Below are 13587 nucleotides of genomic sequence, written 5' to 3'. Positions count from 1 at the left end.
ATAAGTGTAGGTGTGTGAGTTAACGGGTCAACGAGCATGCCCGACCCTGATAGTCAGCCATAAGCTTGTGCTTGAGCGGCGGGTCGTTATGCTAGGCCGCAAACCGGATAAGGAGCGAATTGTGAAAGCGTGGATCATGTTGATGCTGGCCCTGTCTCTGCCTGTGGCAGCGATGGCCGAAGAAGCCAAAGAAGGTGAAGCCCCGAAGGTCAACTACATCACCCTGAGCCCGCCGTTCGTGGGCAACTATGGGTTGGATGGCACGCCGAAGCTCAAGGTCTACAAGGCCGATGTGGCGCTACGGGTGACTGGTGACGAGGCGACCAAGGCGGTGAAGGCCAATGAGCCGTTGATCCGCAATCAGCTGGTGGCGTTGTTTGCCCAGCAGACCACTGAAACCATGAACAACGTCGAAGCCAAGGAAAAGCTGCGTCAGGAAGCCTTGAAGCAGACCCAGCAAGTGATGAACGACGAAACCGGCAAGCCGGTGGTTGAGGATCTGTTGTTCAACAACCTCATTATCCAGTAAGGCTTTTGTTGTCTGGGGCGGCCCCTTCGCGGGCTTGCCTGCGAAGGGCGACTCGGCCCTTCAGGACGCCAGGCTCTTGCGAAACCGCAGCAGTGCAATGGTAAAGAACAGCAGGCCGATGGCGCTCAATGCCAGCAAGTCCGGCCAGACCACGCCAATGCCGGCGTCGCGAAACAGTATCGCGGCGCTGAGGCTGACGAAGTGCGTCGATGGCGAGCCCTGCATCACCCATTGCAGCCATTGCGGCATGCTGTCGAGGGGCGTACTGCCCCCGGAAAGCAGCAACATCGGGATAATCACCGGAATCGCCAACAAGCCGAACTGCGGTGTCGAGCGGGCGAGGGTCGCGAGGAATATCCCCAGCGCCGTGCTGGCGAACAGATAAACCGCCGTTACCAGCAAGAAAAAGCTAATGGAGCCAGCCAGCGGCACGCCAAGGGCGCCTTTGACAATGACTTCCAGCGACACCCAGGTGCACAGCACCACCACCAGCATGTTGCTCCAGACTTTCGCCAGCATGATTTCCAGTGCCGTCAGCGGCAGCACCAGCAAATGGTCGAGAGTGCCGTGTTCGCGTTCACGCAGCAGCGCCGTGCCCGTCAGGATGATGGCCAGGATCGTGATGTTGTTGACGATCTGAATCACCGCCAGGAACCAGCCACCCTCCAGATTGGTATTGAACAGCGCTCGTGTTGTCAGCCGCACGGGTGTCTGGCTCGCCGCATCGCCCTGGCCACTGTAGGTCAACAGCTCGCGCTGGAAAATCCTCCCGATATAGCCTGCCCCCATGAACGCCTGGCTCATGGCCGTGGCGTCGACGTTAACCTGCACCGCCGGCTGGTGGCCGCCCAGCAGATCGGCCTGAAAATTGGCTGGAACATTGATCACGAAGGTGTACCGCCCGTTGTCCAGCACCTCGTCCAGCTGAGCATAAGGCAGCGGCACCGGCGGTTGAAATTCCGGCGGCCGCAGAACCTGGGCCAGTTGGCGTGACATGGGGCTGTGATCTTCATCGACTATGGCCACACTGGCGTTGTGCACACCGATCACTGAGCCCGCGGCCGGCATGTAGATCGCCACTGTAAAGGCGTAGAACAGGAACAGCAGCAATACACTGTCATGTCGCAGGCTGGTGAGTTCCTTGAGGCCAAGACGCAGGATGTGCGCGAGCTTATGCATCAGACCTCCTGCTTTTTCAGCATGGCCAGGCTGAGCCCGGTGAACCCGAGAAAGAACCCGAACAGCGCCAGGCATTGTGGCCACAACTGCCGGATATCCAGCGCCTTGGTAAAGGTGCCAACAGCGATATCGAGAAAATAGCCTGCCGGAAACAGCATCCCCATGACCGCGGCGGCGCCATCAAGGGACGACCGCGGCACGATCAGACCGGAAAACTGGATGGTCGGCAGACTGGTGATGATCATGGTGCCGAGAATCGCGGCGATCTGGGTTCGGGTGAACGCCGAAATCAACAGGCCCATGCTGGTAGTCGCCAGCACGTAGAGCAATCCGCCGAAGGCCAGGGTCAATGCGCTGCCCTTGAAAGGCACGCCGAACAGCCAGCGGTTCATGGCCGCCAGCACGGCGAGATTGATCAGACTGACGGCCAGATACGGCACCTGTTTACCTAACAGAAACTCCAGGCGGGTCAGCGGAGTGGCGTAGAAGTTGGTGATCGAGCCCAGTTCCTTCTCCCGCACAATGCCCAGCGCAGTCAGCATGGCCGGGATGAACGCCAGGATCAGCGCCATCACTCCAGGGCCGATGGCGTTGACGCTGACGACATCCTGGTTGTAGCGGAAACGGGTTTCCAGTTTGGCTGGCGCTTGCCGGGATGGTGCGGGACTGGACTGATCCGCCAGTTGCTCCAGGTTGGCCTGGTGTACCGCTTCCACATAGTTGCGGCTGGTTTCAGCGCGAAACGGCATACCGCCGTCGAGCCAGGCCGCCACCGTAGGCTGGCGACCGGCGAACAGATCCCGACCGAATCCGGGGGGAATCTCCAGCGCCAGTTTGATTTCCGAGCGTTGCAGTCGTCGATGCAACTGCGCCGGATCGCTTATCGGGGGTTGCTCGTCGAAGTAACGGGAGCCGCGGAAGGCCTCCAGATAAGCCCGGCTTTGCGGGGTCTGGTCCTGGTCGTAGACCGCGAAGGCGAGTTTCTCCACGTCCAGGGAAATGCCATAGCCGAAAATCACCATCATGAGCATCGCCCCGAGCAGAGCGAAGGCCAGGCGTACTCTATCGCGCAGCAGTTCCTTGCCTTCACGGCTCGCCAATGCCCGCAGTCGCCCAAAGCTGAAGCGACGGGTTTTCATCGATGGGGTGGGTGCGAGCGTTGTGTCGATGGGCGTTGGTGGCGCCTCTGTCGCGCCCGGGCTCTGGGCCTGTTCCAGGCAGGTGACGAACGCGGCCTCAAGTGTCTGGCCGTTGAACTGCTGTTGCAGTGCTGCCGGGGTGTCGCAGGCCAAAACCTTGCCTGCGTGCATCAATGAGATGCGGTCGCAACGCTGGGCTTCGTTCATGAAGTGGGTGGACAGGAAGATCGTCACCTCCTGTTCACGGGACAGTTCGATCAGCAGTCGCCAGAAATCGTCCCGCGCCGCCGGGTCGACGCCGGAGGTAGGTTCGTCGAGGATCAGCACTTCCGGGCGATGCAGCACCGCCACCGCCAGGGATAATCGTTGGCGCAGACCCAGCGGCAATGCACCGGACGGCTGATGGGCGACGCTGGCCAGGCTGAAGCGCTGGATCAGTTCGTCGATGCGCTGAGTGCTGTCGGCCTGGGGCAGATCGAACAGTCGCGCATGCAGGTCCAGGTTCTGCCGAACGCTGAGTTCGCCATAGAGCGAGAAGCTCTGAGACATGAAGCCGACGCGCTTGCGGGTGGCCAGATCCTTGGCGTTCACTGGGTTGCCCAGCAGCGTGGCACTGCCTTCGCTGGCCGGAATCAGTCCGGTAAGCACTTTCATGGTGGTGGTTTTGCCGCAGCCGTTGGAGCCCAGAAACCCGAAGATCTCGCCGCGGCCGATGGCGAAGCTGACTTTATCCACAGCGGTGAAATCGCCGAAGCGCAGGGTCAGGTCATGGGCTTGGATGGCGATGTCGGCCGTAGCATTGGTTCGGGGAGGGATCACTAGCGGCTGGTTGTCGTGGCCGGTGTCACCCTGAAAGTGAGTGAAGGCTTCATCGAGCTTGCCGCTGGGGGTTACCGCCGCCAGATCGCGGCTCAAACCGGCGGCGATCAGTTTGCCGCCGTCGAGCATCAGGCAGTGTTCGAACTGCTCGGCCTCTTCCATGTACGCGGTGGCGACCAGTAGCGTCAGTTGCGGGCGTTGGCGCCGAACATCATCGATCAACTCCCAGAAATGCCGTCGGGACAAAGGGTCGACGCCAGTGGTCGGCTCATCGAGGATCAACAAATCCGGCTCATGGATCAGTGCGCAACAGAGTCCGAGCTTCTGTTTCATTCCGCCCGACAGCTTGCCGGCCGGGCGTTCGGCAAATCGCAGTAGATCGGTGGCCAGCAGCAGGCTGTGCATGCGCTGATCGCTTTCGGCCGCGGACAGCCCGAACAGCGTGGCGAAGAAGTGAATGTTCTCGCGGATCGACAGATCAGGGTACAGGTTGCCGCCCAGACCTTGAGGCATGAACGCGATGCGCGAGTAGAGGCTGTTGCGGTGGCGCCGGTCCTGGATCGAGCCACCGAGCACTTCCAGTTGGCCCTCCTGTAGCGTCTTCACGCCGGCGATCAATCCCAGCAGGCTGGATTTGCCGGCGCCATCCGGGCCAATCAACCCACACCGGGTACCAGTGGGCAGACTGAGCGTGATGTCGGTCAGTGCATGCCGTTCGCCATAGCGGTGCTGAAGGCGAGTGGCATGCAGTGCCAGGCCGGTCATTGAAGATTGGCCGGCCAGTCAATGGGAGCGGTGCGCACGTAACCATTGCCGGGCATCCCCGGTTTGGCCTGGGGCACGGCGCTGGGACGGGTCAGGCGTAGCTTGACCCGAAATACCAGTTTCTGACGTTCGTCGCGAGTCTCGACTTCTTTGGGCGTGAACTGCGATTTGGCCGCCACGAAGCTGATTTTTGCCGGCAGTGGCTGGTCGGGCAGGGCGTCTAGCAGGATCCGCGCTTCATCGCCGACCGCCAGGCGTCCGGCGACGGATGCTGCAAGGTAGAGATTCATGTATTGGTCATTCGGGTCAATCAGCAGCAACACTCGCCCTCCGGCGCCGAGCACTTCCCCGGGTTCGGCCATGCGAAGCTGAATGATCCCGTCGATGGGGGCTCGCAAACTGCTGTCGTCGATTTCGCTGTTCAACTGCGCCACTTGCGCCTGTGCAGCGCCAATGGCTGCGCCGACGGCGGACACCTGAGCGCGGGCCGCCGTAACAGCTGCGTTGGCGGTGTCGAAGCGTGACTGCTGTTGGTCGATGATCTGGCCGCTGGCGAAACCGCGATTGAACAATGCCTGGGAGCGCTTGAGCTCTTGCTGGGCAAGCAGTTGCTCGCTCTGGCGCAGTTTCACATTGGCCTGGGCCGCGGAAAGATTTTCCCGGGCGCGTATCACTTCGGCTTCAGCCTGGTTGCGCTGTGCTTCGAGGGTACGGGTGTCCATGCGGGCCAACAGTTGCCCCTGGGTTACCTTGTCGCCTTCGTCCACCAGCACTTCAGCCAATCGACCGGGTGTTTTGCTGGCGATCTGCACTTCAGTGGCTTCAAGTCGACCATTGCCGACAGACAACCCTTGGGGCAGTCGGTTAACGGTCGACCGCCAATAACCAAACCCTCCGGCGGCCAGCAATACAGCCCCCAGCAAAAAAACGAAGAAAAGCGAAGAGCGGCTGTGCGTCGACATGTCTGCATCCTGCGTCTATTGCGTCCCAGTCTGACAGGAAAGTGCTAGGGCGACTTGATGTCAGTCAACTGAGGGGTAAGCCTGACCGTTTGGCAAGGTAAGCCAGAGTCACAGGCTGTAGCGCAGTATTTAGCGCAGATTAAGCACCACTGCCCATTGCTCGGCTGTCACCGGCATTACCGACAGGCGCGAGCCTTTCTGCACCAGTGGCATCTCGGCGAGTGCCGTTTGCTGCTTCAGATAATCGAGTTTAAGCACCTTGGAAAACGTCTCGACGTGAGCGACATCGATCGCGCTCCAGGCGTTTTTCTCGGCAGTGGCCTTCGGATCGAAGTAATGACTCTCGGGCTCCAGCGCCGTCGGGTCCGGATACGCCGCCTCGACGATCTTTCCGACCCCGGCAATCCCTGGCTCAGGGCAGCTGGAGTGATAGAAGAAAAACTCGTCGCCGACTGCCATGGCCCGTAAAAAGTTGCGCGCCTGGTAGTTGCGAACCCCGTCCCAGCGCGCTCGCCCAAGCTTCTCCAGGTCTTTGATGGAGAGTTCGTCGGGCTCGGATTTCATCAGCCAATAAGCCATGGTTTTGCTCCTTGCGAGGTGGGTGGACAAGTGGTCAGGCAATTTTATGACAAACCGACAGTCGGTTGACGCCAGCGTTTGCGTGTCGGTTCACGTTGTCGCAAAATGCCGGCCTTCTTAGCTTGACGCTGCTGCACGGCCTACAAACGGAAACCGCTGCTGTCATCGTGTTGATGTGCCTTGAGGGGGGCAATCGATGAAACGCAAACCGGATTTATTATGGATATTGGTTATTTTGTTCGGTTTGGGCGTCGTGACCACCGGCTACGCCCAAAGCCTGTGGGCCAACAAGACCGATGCTCCCGTCGAGATCGCGCAGCAACAGCCGTCGGCCTTCAAGCGCTGAGCCCGTCTTTTGGACGCCGCTGATATCAGTGGCGTCTAGTCCGCGAAATACCACGCCTTGTCAGTGACCGTGCCCTGCAACGGTACATCCCAGCTCGCCTGAGCCAATCTTTGAACCTTCTGACATTCATGGGCCAAGCCCAGCAGCGTCGGCTTGTGCCAGCTTTTTCGGCGCGCCAGGTACGCCAGGCTTCGGTCGTAGAAGCCGCCGCCCATACCCAGGCGTCCGCCGACATCGTCAAACCCCACCAGCGGCAGCAACACCAGATCCAGCGCCCAGACCTTGCGTTGCCGGGCGATATTGGCCCGTGGTTCTGGAATACGGAAACGGTTGGGTTTGAGTTTTTCGCCGGGACGAATCCGCTGGAACACCATTTTGGTTCGCGGCCAGGCGCTGAGTACCGGCAGGTACGTCGCCTTGCCCCGACGTTGCGCGGCACGCATCAACAGGCGCGGGTCGATTTCACCGTCGGTGGGCAGGTACAGGGAGATGTGTTTTGCGCGGCGGAACAGTGGGTGCTGGGCCAATTGCTTATACAGCCCGCGAGCGGCCTCGCGCTGCTGACTGGGGGTCAGTGCGCGGCGGGCCTTGCGCAGCATGCGTCGAAGTTGCGGTCGGGGCAGCAGCGCAGGTTCGGTCATGGATTCAGGCTTCAGAAGTGCGAGTACTAAAAGCGTACCCGTAAACATGCCGATGCCGGTATGAAAACCGGCATCGGATTGAAATCAGGCTCCCCGGATGAACCGCTGCTGACTTAGCCCTTGAACCCGAAAGTTCAAGGTGGAAGATGCAGTAGGCTTTAAGGCTTTCCGTCTAGCGGACATGCACACCAGCCCAACGTGCAACCTCCAGGGTAGTGCGAATCGGCTCAGGGACGTGGTCAACTGGCAAGCACCCCAGGGAGTGATGCGAGTATAACTCAAGCGGCCTGGCGAATCAGCCCTTGGTGACATCCGGATCGGTCGACAGCGCCAGATCGACGCGGTCCAGCAGGTCGCGAACCTGTTCGCGGGTCGAACCGCTGGCCTGCACATCCGGACGTTCTTCCTTGTGCAGAAGGTCGTGCGTGATGTTCAGCGCAGCCATCACGGCAATGCGGTCGGCGCCGATGACTTTGCCGCTGCTACGGATTTCGCGCATCTTGCCGTCCAGGTAGCGGGCGGCGCTGATCAAGTTGCTGCGCTCTTCCTGGGGGCAGATGATCGAATATTCTTTGTCGAGGATCTGCACGGTAACGCTATTGCTTGAACTCATGAGTCTTGCTCCAGGGCCTTGAGGCGCGAAATCATCGATTCGACCTTACGCCGGGCGATTTCATTTTTTTCAATGAGGTGCGCGCGTTCCTCGCGCCAGGTCTTTTCTTGAGCTAGTAAGAGTGCGTTTTGACTCTTTAGTTGCTCGACTCGGGTAATCAGCAGCTCGAGTCTGGCCATCAGCGCTTGCAGGTCGGTGTCTTCCATTGTGTCCACGTGTTCGTCTGATGGGAGGTAGCTGGCGGACAGCCTTTAATAGTCTTGGCGAGTCTGTCGATGTAGGATACAAGGCCTTCATTCTAGACATAGCGCCGTCTGGCGCCTAGCTACCCATGCCCATTCAGAATTCTCCGTACCAAGCCTTCGCCACCCTGCTGAGTACCAGCGGCCATCCCGTCTCGCCTGCCGAGTTGCACGGCCTGCTGCTCGGCCGTAGCTGCGCCGGTGCCGGTTTCGATGCCGACAGCTGGCTGGCAGACGCCGCCGAGCTGCTCGAAGGCGAGCCGCAAGACAACGTTCGCAACGCCTTGATCGGCCTGCAAGAGATGGTCAAGGGCGAGCTTACCAGCGACGACATGACCGTTGTTCTGCTGCTGCCGAGCGACGACGCGCCGCTCACCGAGCGCGCAGCCGCGCTGGGCCAGTGGTGCCAGGGCTTTCTCACTGGCTTCGGCCTGACCCGTCGCGAATATGCCCTCAGCGCTGAAGCGACTGAAGTGCTGCAGGATCTGGCCGCCATTTCTCAGGTGCAAGACGCCCTGGAAGAGTCCGACGACGGCGAAAGCGACTACATGGAAGTCATGGAGTACCTGCGCGTCGCACCGTTGCTGCTGTTCACTGAAACCAAGAAAACCGACGAAGCAGCCGCCAAACCGTCGTTGCATTAATCGCGAGCCAGGAAAAGCCATCTGCCCATGATTCATATCCCGAAATCGGAATACAGCCGTCGCCGCAAGGCCCTGATGGCGCAGATGGAACCCAACAGCATCGCCATCCTGCCCGCCGCCGCGGTTGCCATTCGCAACCGTGACGTCGAGCACGTTTACCGTCAGGACAGCGACTTCCAGTACCTCAGCGGCTTTCCCGAGCCTCAGGCCGTTATCGTTTTGATTCCCGGTCGCGAACATGGCGAGTACATCCTGTTCTGCCGTGAACGCAATGCCGAGCGTGAGCTGTGGGACGGCCTGCGCGCCGGCCAGGAAGGCGCGATCCGCGACTTCGGCGCCGACGACGCTTTTCCCATCACCGACATCGACGACATCCTGCCGGGCCTGATCGAAGGCCGCGACCGGGTGTATTCGGCCATGGGCAGCAATCCGGAATTCGATCGGCACCTGATGGACTGGATCAACGTGATCCGCTCCAAGGCGAATCTCGGTGCCCAGCCGCCGAACGAATTCGTTGCCCTGGATCATCTGCTGCACGACATGCGCCTGTATAAATCGGCGGCAGAAGTGAAGGTGATGCGCGAAGCCGCGCGGATTTCCGCCCAGGCGCATATCCGGGCGATGCAGGCCAGTCGTGCCGGTTTGCATGAGTTCAGCCTCGAAGCCGAGCTCGATTACGAGTTCCGCAAGGGCGGGGCGAAGATGCCGGCCTATGGTTCGATCGTCGCCGCCGGGCGCAACAGCTGCATCCTGCATTACCAGCAGAATGACGCGGTGCTCAAAGATGGCGATCTGGTGCTGATCGACGCCGGTTGCGAGATCGACTGCTATGCCAGCGACATCACCCGCACCTGGCCGGTCAACGGCAAGTATTCACCGGAACAGAAGGCGATCTACGAGCTGGTGCTGGCTTCCCAGGAAGCGGCGTTTGCCGAAATCGCACCGAACAAACACTGGAATCAGGCGCACGAAGCCACGGTTCGAGTCATTACCACGGGCCTTGTGAAGTTGGGCCTGTTGCAGGGCGACGTCGATGAACTGATCGCCAGCGAAGCCTACAAGGCGTTTTACATGCACCGCGCCGGCCACTGGCTGGGCATGGATGTGCATGATGTCGGCGAGTACAAGGTCGGCGGCGAATGGCGCGTGCTGGAAGTCGGCATGGCGCTGACGGTCGAGCCGGGCATCTACATTGCCCCGGACAACCAGAACGTGGCGAAGAAATGGCGCGGCATTGGCGTGCGCATCGAGGACGACGTGGTGGTCACCAAAACCGGTTGTGAAATCCTGACGAGCGGCGTACCGAAAACGGTCGCCGAGATCGAGGCCTTGATGGCCGCCGCACGGACACAAGCGGCATGAGTCGAGTCAATCTGGCAATCATCGGCGGCGGCCTGGTTGGCGCCAGCCTGGCGTTGGCGTTACAGGCCGGGGCCAAGGCCCGTGGCTGGAAGATCGTGCTGATCGAACCCTTTGCCCCCGGCGATACGTACCAACCGAGCTATGACGCTCGCTCTTCAGCGCTGTCGTTCGGCGCCCGGCAGATTTATCAACGGCTGGGCGTGTGGCAGGAAATCTCCCGCCGCGCTGAGCCGATCAAGCAGATTCATGTCTCCGACCGTGGGCGTTTTTCCACCGCGCGGTTGTCGGCGATGGAAGAGGGGGTTCCAGCACTGGGTTATGTGGTGGAAAACGCCTGGCTCGGCCAATGCCTCTGGCACAGCCTGGACAAGGACGTGATCAGTTGGCGTTGCCCGGCGGAAGTCACCGCCATGGAGCCGCTGACCGACGGCTATCGCCTGACGCTCAACGATGAAACCCTGGTGGAATGCGACCTCGCGGTGTTGGCCGATGGCGGCCGTTCGGGCCTGCGTGAACAGCTGGGGATCGGCATCAAGAAGCGCCCGTACAACCAGAGCGCGCTGATCGCCAACATCACTCCGAGCGAAGCGCACAACGGCATGGCCTTCGAACGCTTCACTGACGACGGCCCAATGGCTTTGTTGCCGCTGCCGGAAAACCGTTGCGCCCTGGTCTGGACCCGTCTGGGCATGGACGCGCAACGGTTGGCGGCCCTTGATGACCGCAGCTTTCTCAACGAGTTGCAGGGCGTGTTCGGTTATCGCCTCGGCACGCTGAAACAGGTCGGCGCCCGCAATTTATATCCGCTGTCGCTGATCGAAGCCGAGGAGCAAGTCCGCCCACATCTGGCGATCCTCGGCAACGCCGCGCACAGCCTGCACCCGATTGCCGGACAAGGCTTCAACCTGTCCCTGCGCGATGCCCAGGCCTTGGCCGACACCTTGCTGAGCAGCGAGACCGCGCTCGGCGATTTCACCACGTTGCAGGCTTATCGCGAGCGTCAGCGTCTGGACCAGAACCTGACCGTGGGCTTCTCCGATCAGGTCACCCGGTTGTTTGGCAGCACCCAGCCGCTGGTTTCCCTGGGGCGCAACATCGGCCTGCTCGGTCTCGATCTGCTGCCGCCGGCCAAGCGCTGGTTCGCCCGGCAGGCCATGGGCCTGGGTACACGTCCCGATGTTTAAGCGGGCGCACCTGCACATCAATATTCATGACGACGCGAGCGCTTCGGTGACGCGCGTCGAGAGAACCCTTTACCTGCGGCTCAAGCCGCAAGAGAGACAGGCCTAAAGCATGGAAATGCGCGCAGATCTGCTGATTGTCGGGGCCGGAATGGTCGGCAGTGCCCTGGCGCTGGCGTTACAAAACAGCGGGCTTGAAGTCCTGCTGCTGGACGGCAGCCCTTTGAGCGTCAAACCCTTCGATGGCCAAGCGCCGTTCGAGCCGCGGGTGAGCGCCCTGTCGGCGGCCAGCCAACGAATACTCGAACGCCTGGGCGTGTGGGACGGCATCGCCAACCGGCGCAGCAGTCCTTACACCGACATGCACGTCTGGGATGGCAGCGGCACCGGGAAGATCCATTTCTCGGCGACCAGCGTACATGCCGACGTACTCGGGCATATCGTCGAGAACCGTGTGGTTCAGGACGCCTTGCTCGACCGGCTGCACGACTGCGACCTCGGGATGCTGGCCAACGCACGTCTAGAGCAGATGCGCCGTTCCGGTGACGATTGGCTGCTGACCCTGGCCGATGGCCGCACCTTGCGGGCACCGTTGGTGATCGCGGCGGATGGCGCCAACTCGGCGGTGCGGCGCCTGACCGGCATTGCGACCCGCGAATGGGATTACATGCACCACGCGATCGTCACCAGTGTGCGCTGTTCCAAACCGCATCAAATGACCGCGTGGCAGCGTTTCACCGACAACGGCCCGCTGGCGTTTCTGCCGCTGGAACGGGACGGTCAGCAGGATTGGTGCTCGATTGTCTGGTCGACCACGCCGAGCGAAGCCGAACGCCTGATGGCGCTGGACGACGAAAGCTTCTGCAAGGATCTGGAGCGGGCCTTTGAAGGCTGCCTCGGCACGGTGCTCAGCGCCGACCCGCGTCTTTGCGTGCCGCTGCGTCAGCGTCATGCCAAGCGTTACGTGGCAGAAGGTCTGGCGTTGATCGGCGACGCGGCCCACACCATCCATCCGCTGGCCGGACAGGGCGTGAACCTCGGTTTCCTCGATGCCGCAGTGCTGGCCGAAGTACTGCTGCAAGCGGCCGCGCGCGGTGAGCGGTTGGCGGATGTGAAAGTGCTCAGTCGCTATGAGCGTCGGCGCATGCCCCACAACCTGGCGTTGATGGCGGCGATGGAAGGGTTCGAACGGCTGTTCCAGGCCGATCCGTTGCCGGTGCGCTGGTTGCGCAATACCGGGTTGAAGATGGTCGACCAGATGCCCGAGGCCAAGGCGTTGTTCGTGCGCGAAGCGCTTGGGTTGATCGGGGATCTGCCGGCGTTGGCCAAGGCCTGAAGCCCCCTCGCCACATTGTCATTCATTCGATTGTGCAACATCTGGTAACTCCTCCACCCAGTGTTCGATTGAGAAGCGAAATGTGAGTCCTTATCATTTGGGCTCACTTCCCCATTTCGAGAGACCGCTTCCATGTTGGCACCCAAGCGTCTACTGACCGCACTGGCCCTGACCCTGATAGGCAGCACCGCCGCCCAGGCTGCCGACGAGGTGGTGGTTTACTCCTCGCGTATCGATGAGCTGATCAAACCGGTCTTCGATGCCTACACCCAGAAAACCGGCGTACAGGTGAAGTTCATCACCGACAAGGAAGCGCCGCTGATGCAGCGGATCAAGGCCGAGGGCGAAAACGCCACTGCCGACCTGCTGCTGACCGTCGATGCCGGCAACCTTTGGCAGGCCGAGCAGATGGGCATCCTCCAGCCGTTCACCTCCAAGGTGATCGACGCCAACATCCCGCTGCAATACCGTGCATCCTCCCATGCCTGGACTGGCCTGAGCCTGCGGGCGCGGACCATCGCCTACTCCACCGACCGGGTAAAACCCGGTGAGCTGACCACCTACGAGGCGCTGGCCGATAAACAGTGGGAAGGCCGCCTGTGCCTGCGCACGGCGAAGAAGGTCTACAACCAGTCCCTGACCGCCACCATGATCGAAGTCCATGGCGCCGAGAAAACCGAGAAGATCCTCAAAGGCTGGGTCAACAACCTGTCCACCGACGTGTTCTCCGACGACATCGCCGTGCTGGAAGCGATCAATGCCGGTCAGTGCGACGTCGGCATCGTCAACACTTACTACTATGGCCGTCTGCACAAGCAGAAGCCGGACCTGCCGGTGAAACTGTTCTGGCCGAATCAGGGCGACCGTGGCGTGCACGTCAACCTGTCGGGTATCGGCCTGACCAAACATGCACCGCACCCGGAAGCCGCCAAGGCGCTGGTGGAGTGGATGACCACGCCTGAAGCGCAGAAGATTTTCGCTGACGTGAACCAGGAGTTTCCGGCCAACCCTGCCGTTCCGCCTTCGGCTGAAGTCGCGAGCTGGGGCAAGTTCGTGGCCGATACCTTGCCAGTGGAAATCGCCGGCAAGCGTCAGGCTGAAGCGATTCGGATGATGGATCGGGTCGGCTGGAACTGAGTCTGCTGTTTTAAAGATCAAAAGATCGCAGCTTGCGGCAGCTCCTACCGGGTAAATACCATCCCGACGTAGGAGCTCCCGTAGGCTGCGATCTTTTTGCGGTTTGCATACAC

At 61.0% G+C, this 13587-nt stretch carries 14 protein-coding genes and 1 other RNA gene; 7 read left to right on the top strand and 8 right to left on the bottom strand.

Annotated features, from left to right (window positions below; translation table 11 throughout):
* Positions 1-121 precede the first annotated feature (121 nt).
* Positions 122-529, top strand: a complete 408-nt coding sequence (locus tag PGR6_RS27450; RefSeq protein WP_019580533.1) for a flagellar basal body-associated protein FliL — start codon at positions 122-124, stop codon at positions 527-529.
* Between the two features lie 60 nt (positions 530-589).
* Here the strand turns inward: PGR6_RS27450 and PGR6_RS27445 are convergent, their stop codons facing one another.
* The 4 genes from PGR6_RS27445 to PGR6_RS27430 all read right to left on the bottom strand — a co-directional run bounded on the left by PGR6_RS27445 (position 590) and on the right by PGR6_RS27430 (position 5972).
* The gene (locus PGR6_RS27445) at positions 590-1708 is read right to left on the bottom strand and encodes an ABC transporter permease (protein WP_064621041.1); all 1119 of its coding nucleotides are present in this window, start codon (positions 1706-1708) and stop codon (positions 590-592) included.
* The gene (gene rbbA / locus PGR6_RS27440; protein ID WP_064621040.1) at positions 1708-4431 is read right to left on the bottom strand and encodes a ribosome-associated ATPase/putative transporter RbbA; all 2724 of its coding nucleotides are present in this window, start codon (positions 4429-4431) and stop codon (positions 1708-1710) included. Before rbbA ends, PGR6_RS27445 begins: the two co-directional genes overlap by 1 nt.
* Entirely contained in the window at positions 4428-5393 is a 966-nt protein-coding gene (locus tag PGR6_RS27435) for an HlyD family secretion protein (protein ID WP_019580536.1), read from the bottom strand. The genes rbbA and PGR6_RS27435 overlap by 4 nt, the downstream gene beginning before the upstream one ends.
* Positions 5394-5522: 129 nt before the next feature.
* A complete protein-coding gene (locus PGR6_RS27430) occupies positions 5523-5972 on the bottom strand; it encodes an EVE domain-containing protein (RefSeq protein WP_064621039.1) in 450 nt (149 codons plus the stop codon).
* Positions 5973-6168: 196 nt separating this feature from the next.
* On the opposite strand from PGR6_RS27430, the gene PGR6_RS30275 reads away from it, so the two are divergent.
* Positions 6169-6318 carry a hypothetical protein gene (locus PGR6_RS30275; RefSeq protein WP_007899400.1) on the top strand — a complete coding sequence of 50 codons (150 nt, stop codon included), beginning with the start codon at positions 6169-6171 and terminating at the stop codon, positions 6316-6318.
* A 35-nt stretch (positions 6319-6353) separates the two neighbouring features.
* Here PGR6_RS30275 and PGR6_RS27425 read toward each other — a convergent pair whose 3' ends face one another.
* From PGR6_RS27425 to PGR6_RS27410, 4 genes are all read right to left on the bottom strand, one after another.
* Positions 6354-6959, bottom strand: coding sequence for a 5-formyltetrahydrofolate cyclo-ligase (locus PGR6_RS27425; RefSeq protein ID WP_018927583.1), 606 nt, complete (start codon positions 6957-6959; stop codon positions 6354-6356).
* A gap of 86 nt (positions 6960-7045) precedes the next feature.
* A non-coding RNA gene (gene ssrS / locus PGR6_RS27420) (6S RNA) lies at positions 7046-7224 on the bottom strand.
* Between the two features lie 30 nt (positions 7225-7254).
* Positions 7255-7572, bottom strand: coding sequence for a cell division protein ZapA (locus PGR6_RS27415; protein ID WP_018927584.1), 318 nt, complete (start codon positions 7570-7572; stop codon positions 7255-7257).
* The gene (locus PGR6_RS27410; protein ID WP_007940359.1) at positions 7569-7778 is read right to left on the bottom strand and encodes a TIGR02449 family protein; all 210 of its coding nucleotides are present in this window, start codon (positions 7776-7778) and stop codon (positions 7569-7571) included. Before PGR6_RS27410 ends, PGR6_RS27415 begins: the two co-directional genes overlap by 4 nt.
* A gap of 125 nt (positions 7779-7903) precedes the next feature.
* Between PGR6_RS27410 and PGR6_RS27405 the strand changes: the two genes are divergently transcribed.
* The 5 genes from PGR6_RS27405 (at position 7904) to PGR6_RS27385 (ending at position 13474) form a co-directional block, all read left to right on the top strand.
* Positions 7904-8458: a YecA/YgfB family protein gene (locus PGR6_RS27405; RefSeq protein ID WP_007940361.1), complete on the top strand. Its 555-nt coding sequence runs from the start codon at positions 7904-7906 to the stop codon at positions 8456-8458.
* 27 nt (positions 8459-8485) lie between these two features.
* On the top strand, positions 8486-9820 hold the full coding sequence (gene pepP / locus PGR6_RS27400) for a Xaa-Pro aminopeptidase (protein ID WP_064621038.1): 1335 nt from the start codon (positions 8486-8488) through the stop codon (positions 9818-9820).
* The gene (ubiH, locus tag PGR6_RS27395; protein WP_064621037.1) at positions 9817-11004 is read left to right on the top strand and encodes a 2-octaprenyl-6-methoxyphenyl hydroxylase; all 1188 of its coding nucleotides are present in this window, start codon (positions 9817-9819) and stop codon (positions 11002-11004) included. The genes pepP and ubiH overlap by 4 nt, the downstream gene beginning before the upstream one ends.
* 115 nt (positions 11005-11119) lie before the next feature.
* Positions 11120-12337 carry a 2-octaprenyl-3-methyl-6-methoxy-1,4-benzoquinol hydroxylase gene (locus PGR6_RS27390; RefSeq protein ID WP_177343119.1) on the top strand — a complete coding sequence of 406 codons (1218 nt, stop codon included), beginning with the start codon at positions 11120-11122 and terminating at the stop codon, positions 12335-12337.
* A gap of 132 nt (positions 12338-12469) precedes the next feature.
* Positions 12470-13474: an extracellular solute-binding protein gene (locus PGR6_RS27385; RefSeq protein ID WP_064621035.1), complete on the top strand. Its 1005-nt coding sequence runs from the start codon at positions 12470-12472 to the stop codon at positions 13472-13474.
* The last annotated feature ends 113 nt before the right edge of the window (positions 13475-13587 follow it).

It is taken from the genome of Pseudomonas sp. GR 6-02, from assembly GCF_001655615.1.
Classification (GTDB): Bacteria; Pseudomonadota; Gammaproteobacteria; order Pseudomonadales; family Pseudomonadaceae; genus Aquipseudomonas.
The sequence above is the reverse complement of the archived record's forward strand: the minus strand, read 5'-3'. Positions and strand labels throughout refer to the sequence as shown.

Bases quoted from the DNA above. Each gene is read 5' to 3' on its own strand.
- PGR6_RS27445 (WP_064621041.1), bottom strand. From the start codon at position 1,708: ATGCATAAGCTCGCGCACATCCTGCGTCTTGGCCTCAAGGAACTCACC.
- PGR6_RS27385 (WP_064621035.1), top strand. From the start codon at position 12,470: ATGTTGGCACCCAAGCGTCTACTGACCGCACTGGCCCTGACCCTGATA.
- PGR6_RS27410 (WP_007940359.1), bottom strand. From the start codon at position 7,778: ATGGAAGACACCGACCTGCAAGCGCTGATGGCCAGACTCGAGCTGCTG.
- ubiH (WP_064621037.1), top strand. From the start codon at position 9,817: ATGAGTCGAGTCAATCTGGCAATCATCGGCGGCGGCCTGGTTGGCGCC.
- pepP (WP_064621038.1), top strand. From the start codon at position 8,486: ATGATTCATATCCCGAAATCGGAATACAGCCGTCGCCGCAAGGCCCTG.
- PGR6_RS27405 (WP_007940361.1), top strand. From the start codon at position 7,904: ATGCCCATTCAGAATTCTCCGTACCAAGCCTTCGCCACCCTGCTGAGT.
- PGR6_RS27415 (WP_018927584.1), bottom strand. From the start codon at position 7,572: ATGAGTTCAAGCAATAGCGTTACCGTGCAGATCCTCGACAAAGAATAT.
- PGR6_RS27390 (WP_177343119.1), top strand. From the start codon at position 11,120: ATGCGCGCAGATCTGCTGATTGTCGGGGCCGGAATGGTCGGCAGTGCC.
- PGR6_RS27435 (WP_019580536.1), bottom strand. From the start codon at position 5,393: ATGTCGACGCACAGCCGCTCTTCGCTTTTCTTCGTTTTTTTGCTGGGG.
- PGR6_RS27430 (WP_064621039.1), bottom strand. From the start codon at position 5,972: ATGGCTTATTGGCTGATGAAATCCGAGCCCGACGAACTCTCCATCAAA.
- PGR6_RS30275 (WP_007899400.1), top strand. From the start codon at position 6,169: ATGAAACGCAAACCGGATTTATTATGGATATTGGTTATTTTGTTCGGT.
- rbbA (WP_064621040.1), bottom strand. From the start codon at position 4,431: ATGACCGGCCTGGCACTGCATGCCACTCGCCTTCAGCACCGCTATGGC.
- PGR6_RS27425 (WP_018927583.1), bottom strand. From the start codon at position 6,959: ATGACCGAACCTGCGCTGCTGCCCCGACCGCAACTTCGACGCATGCTG.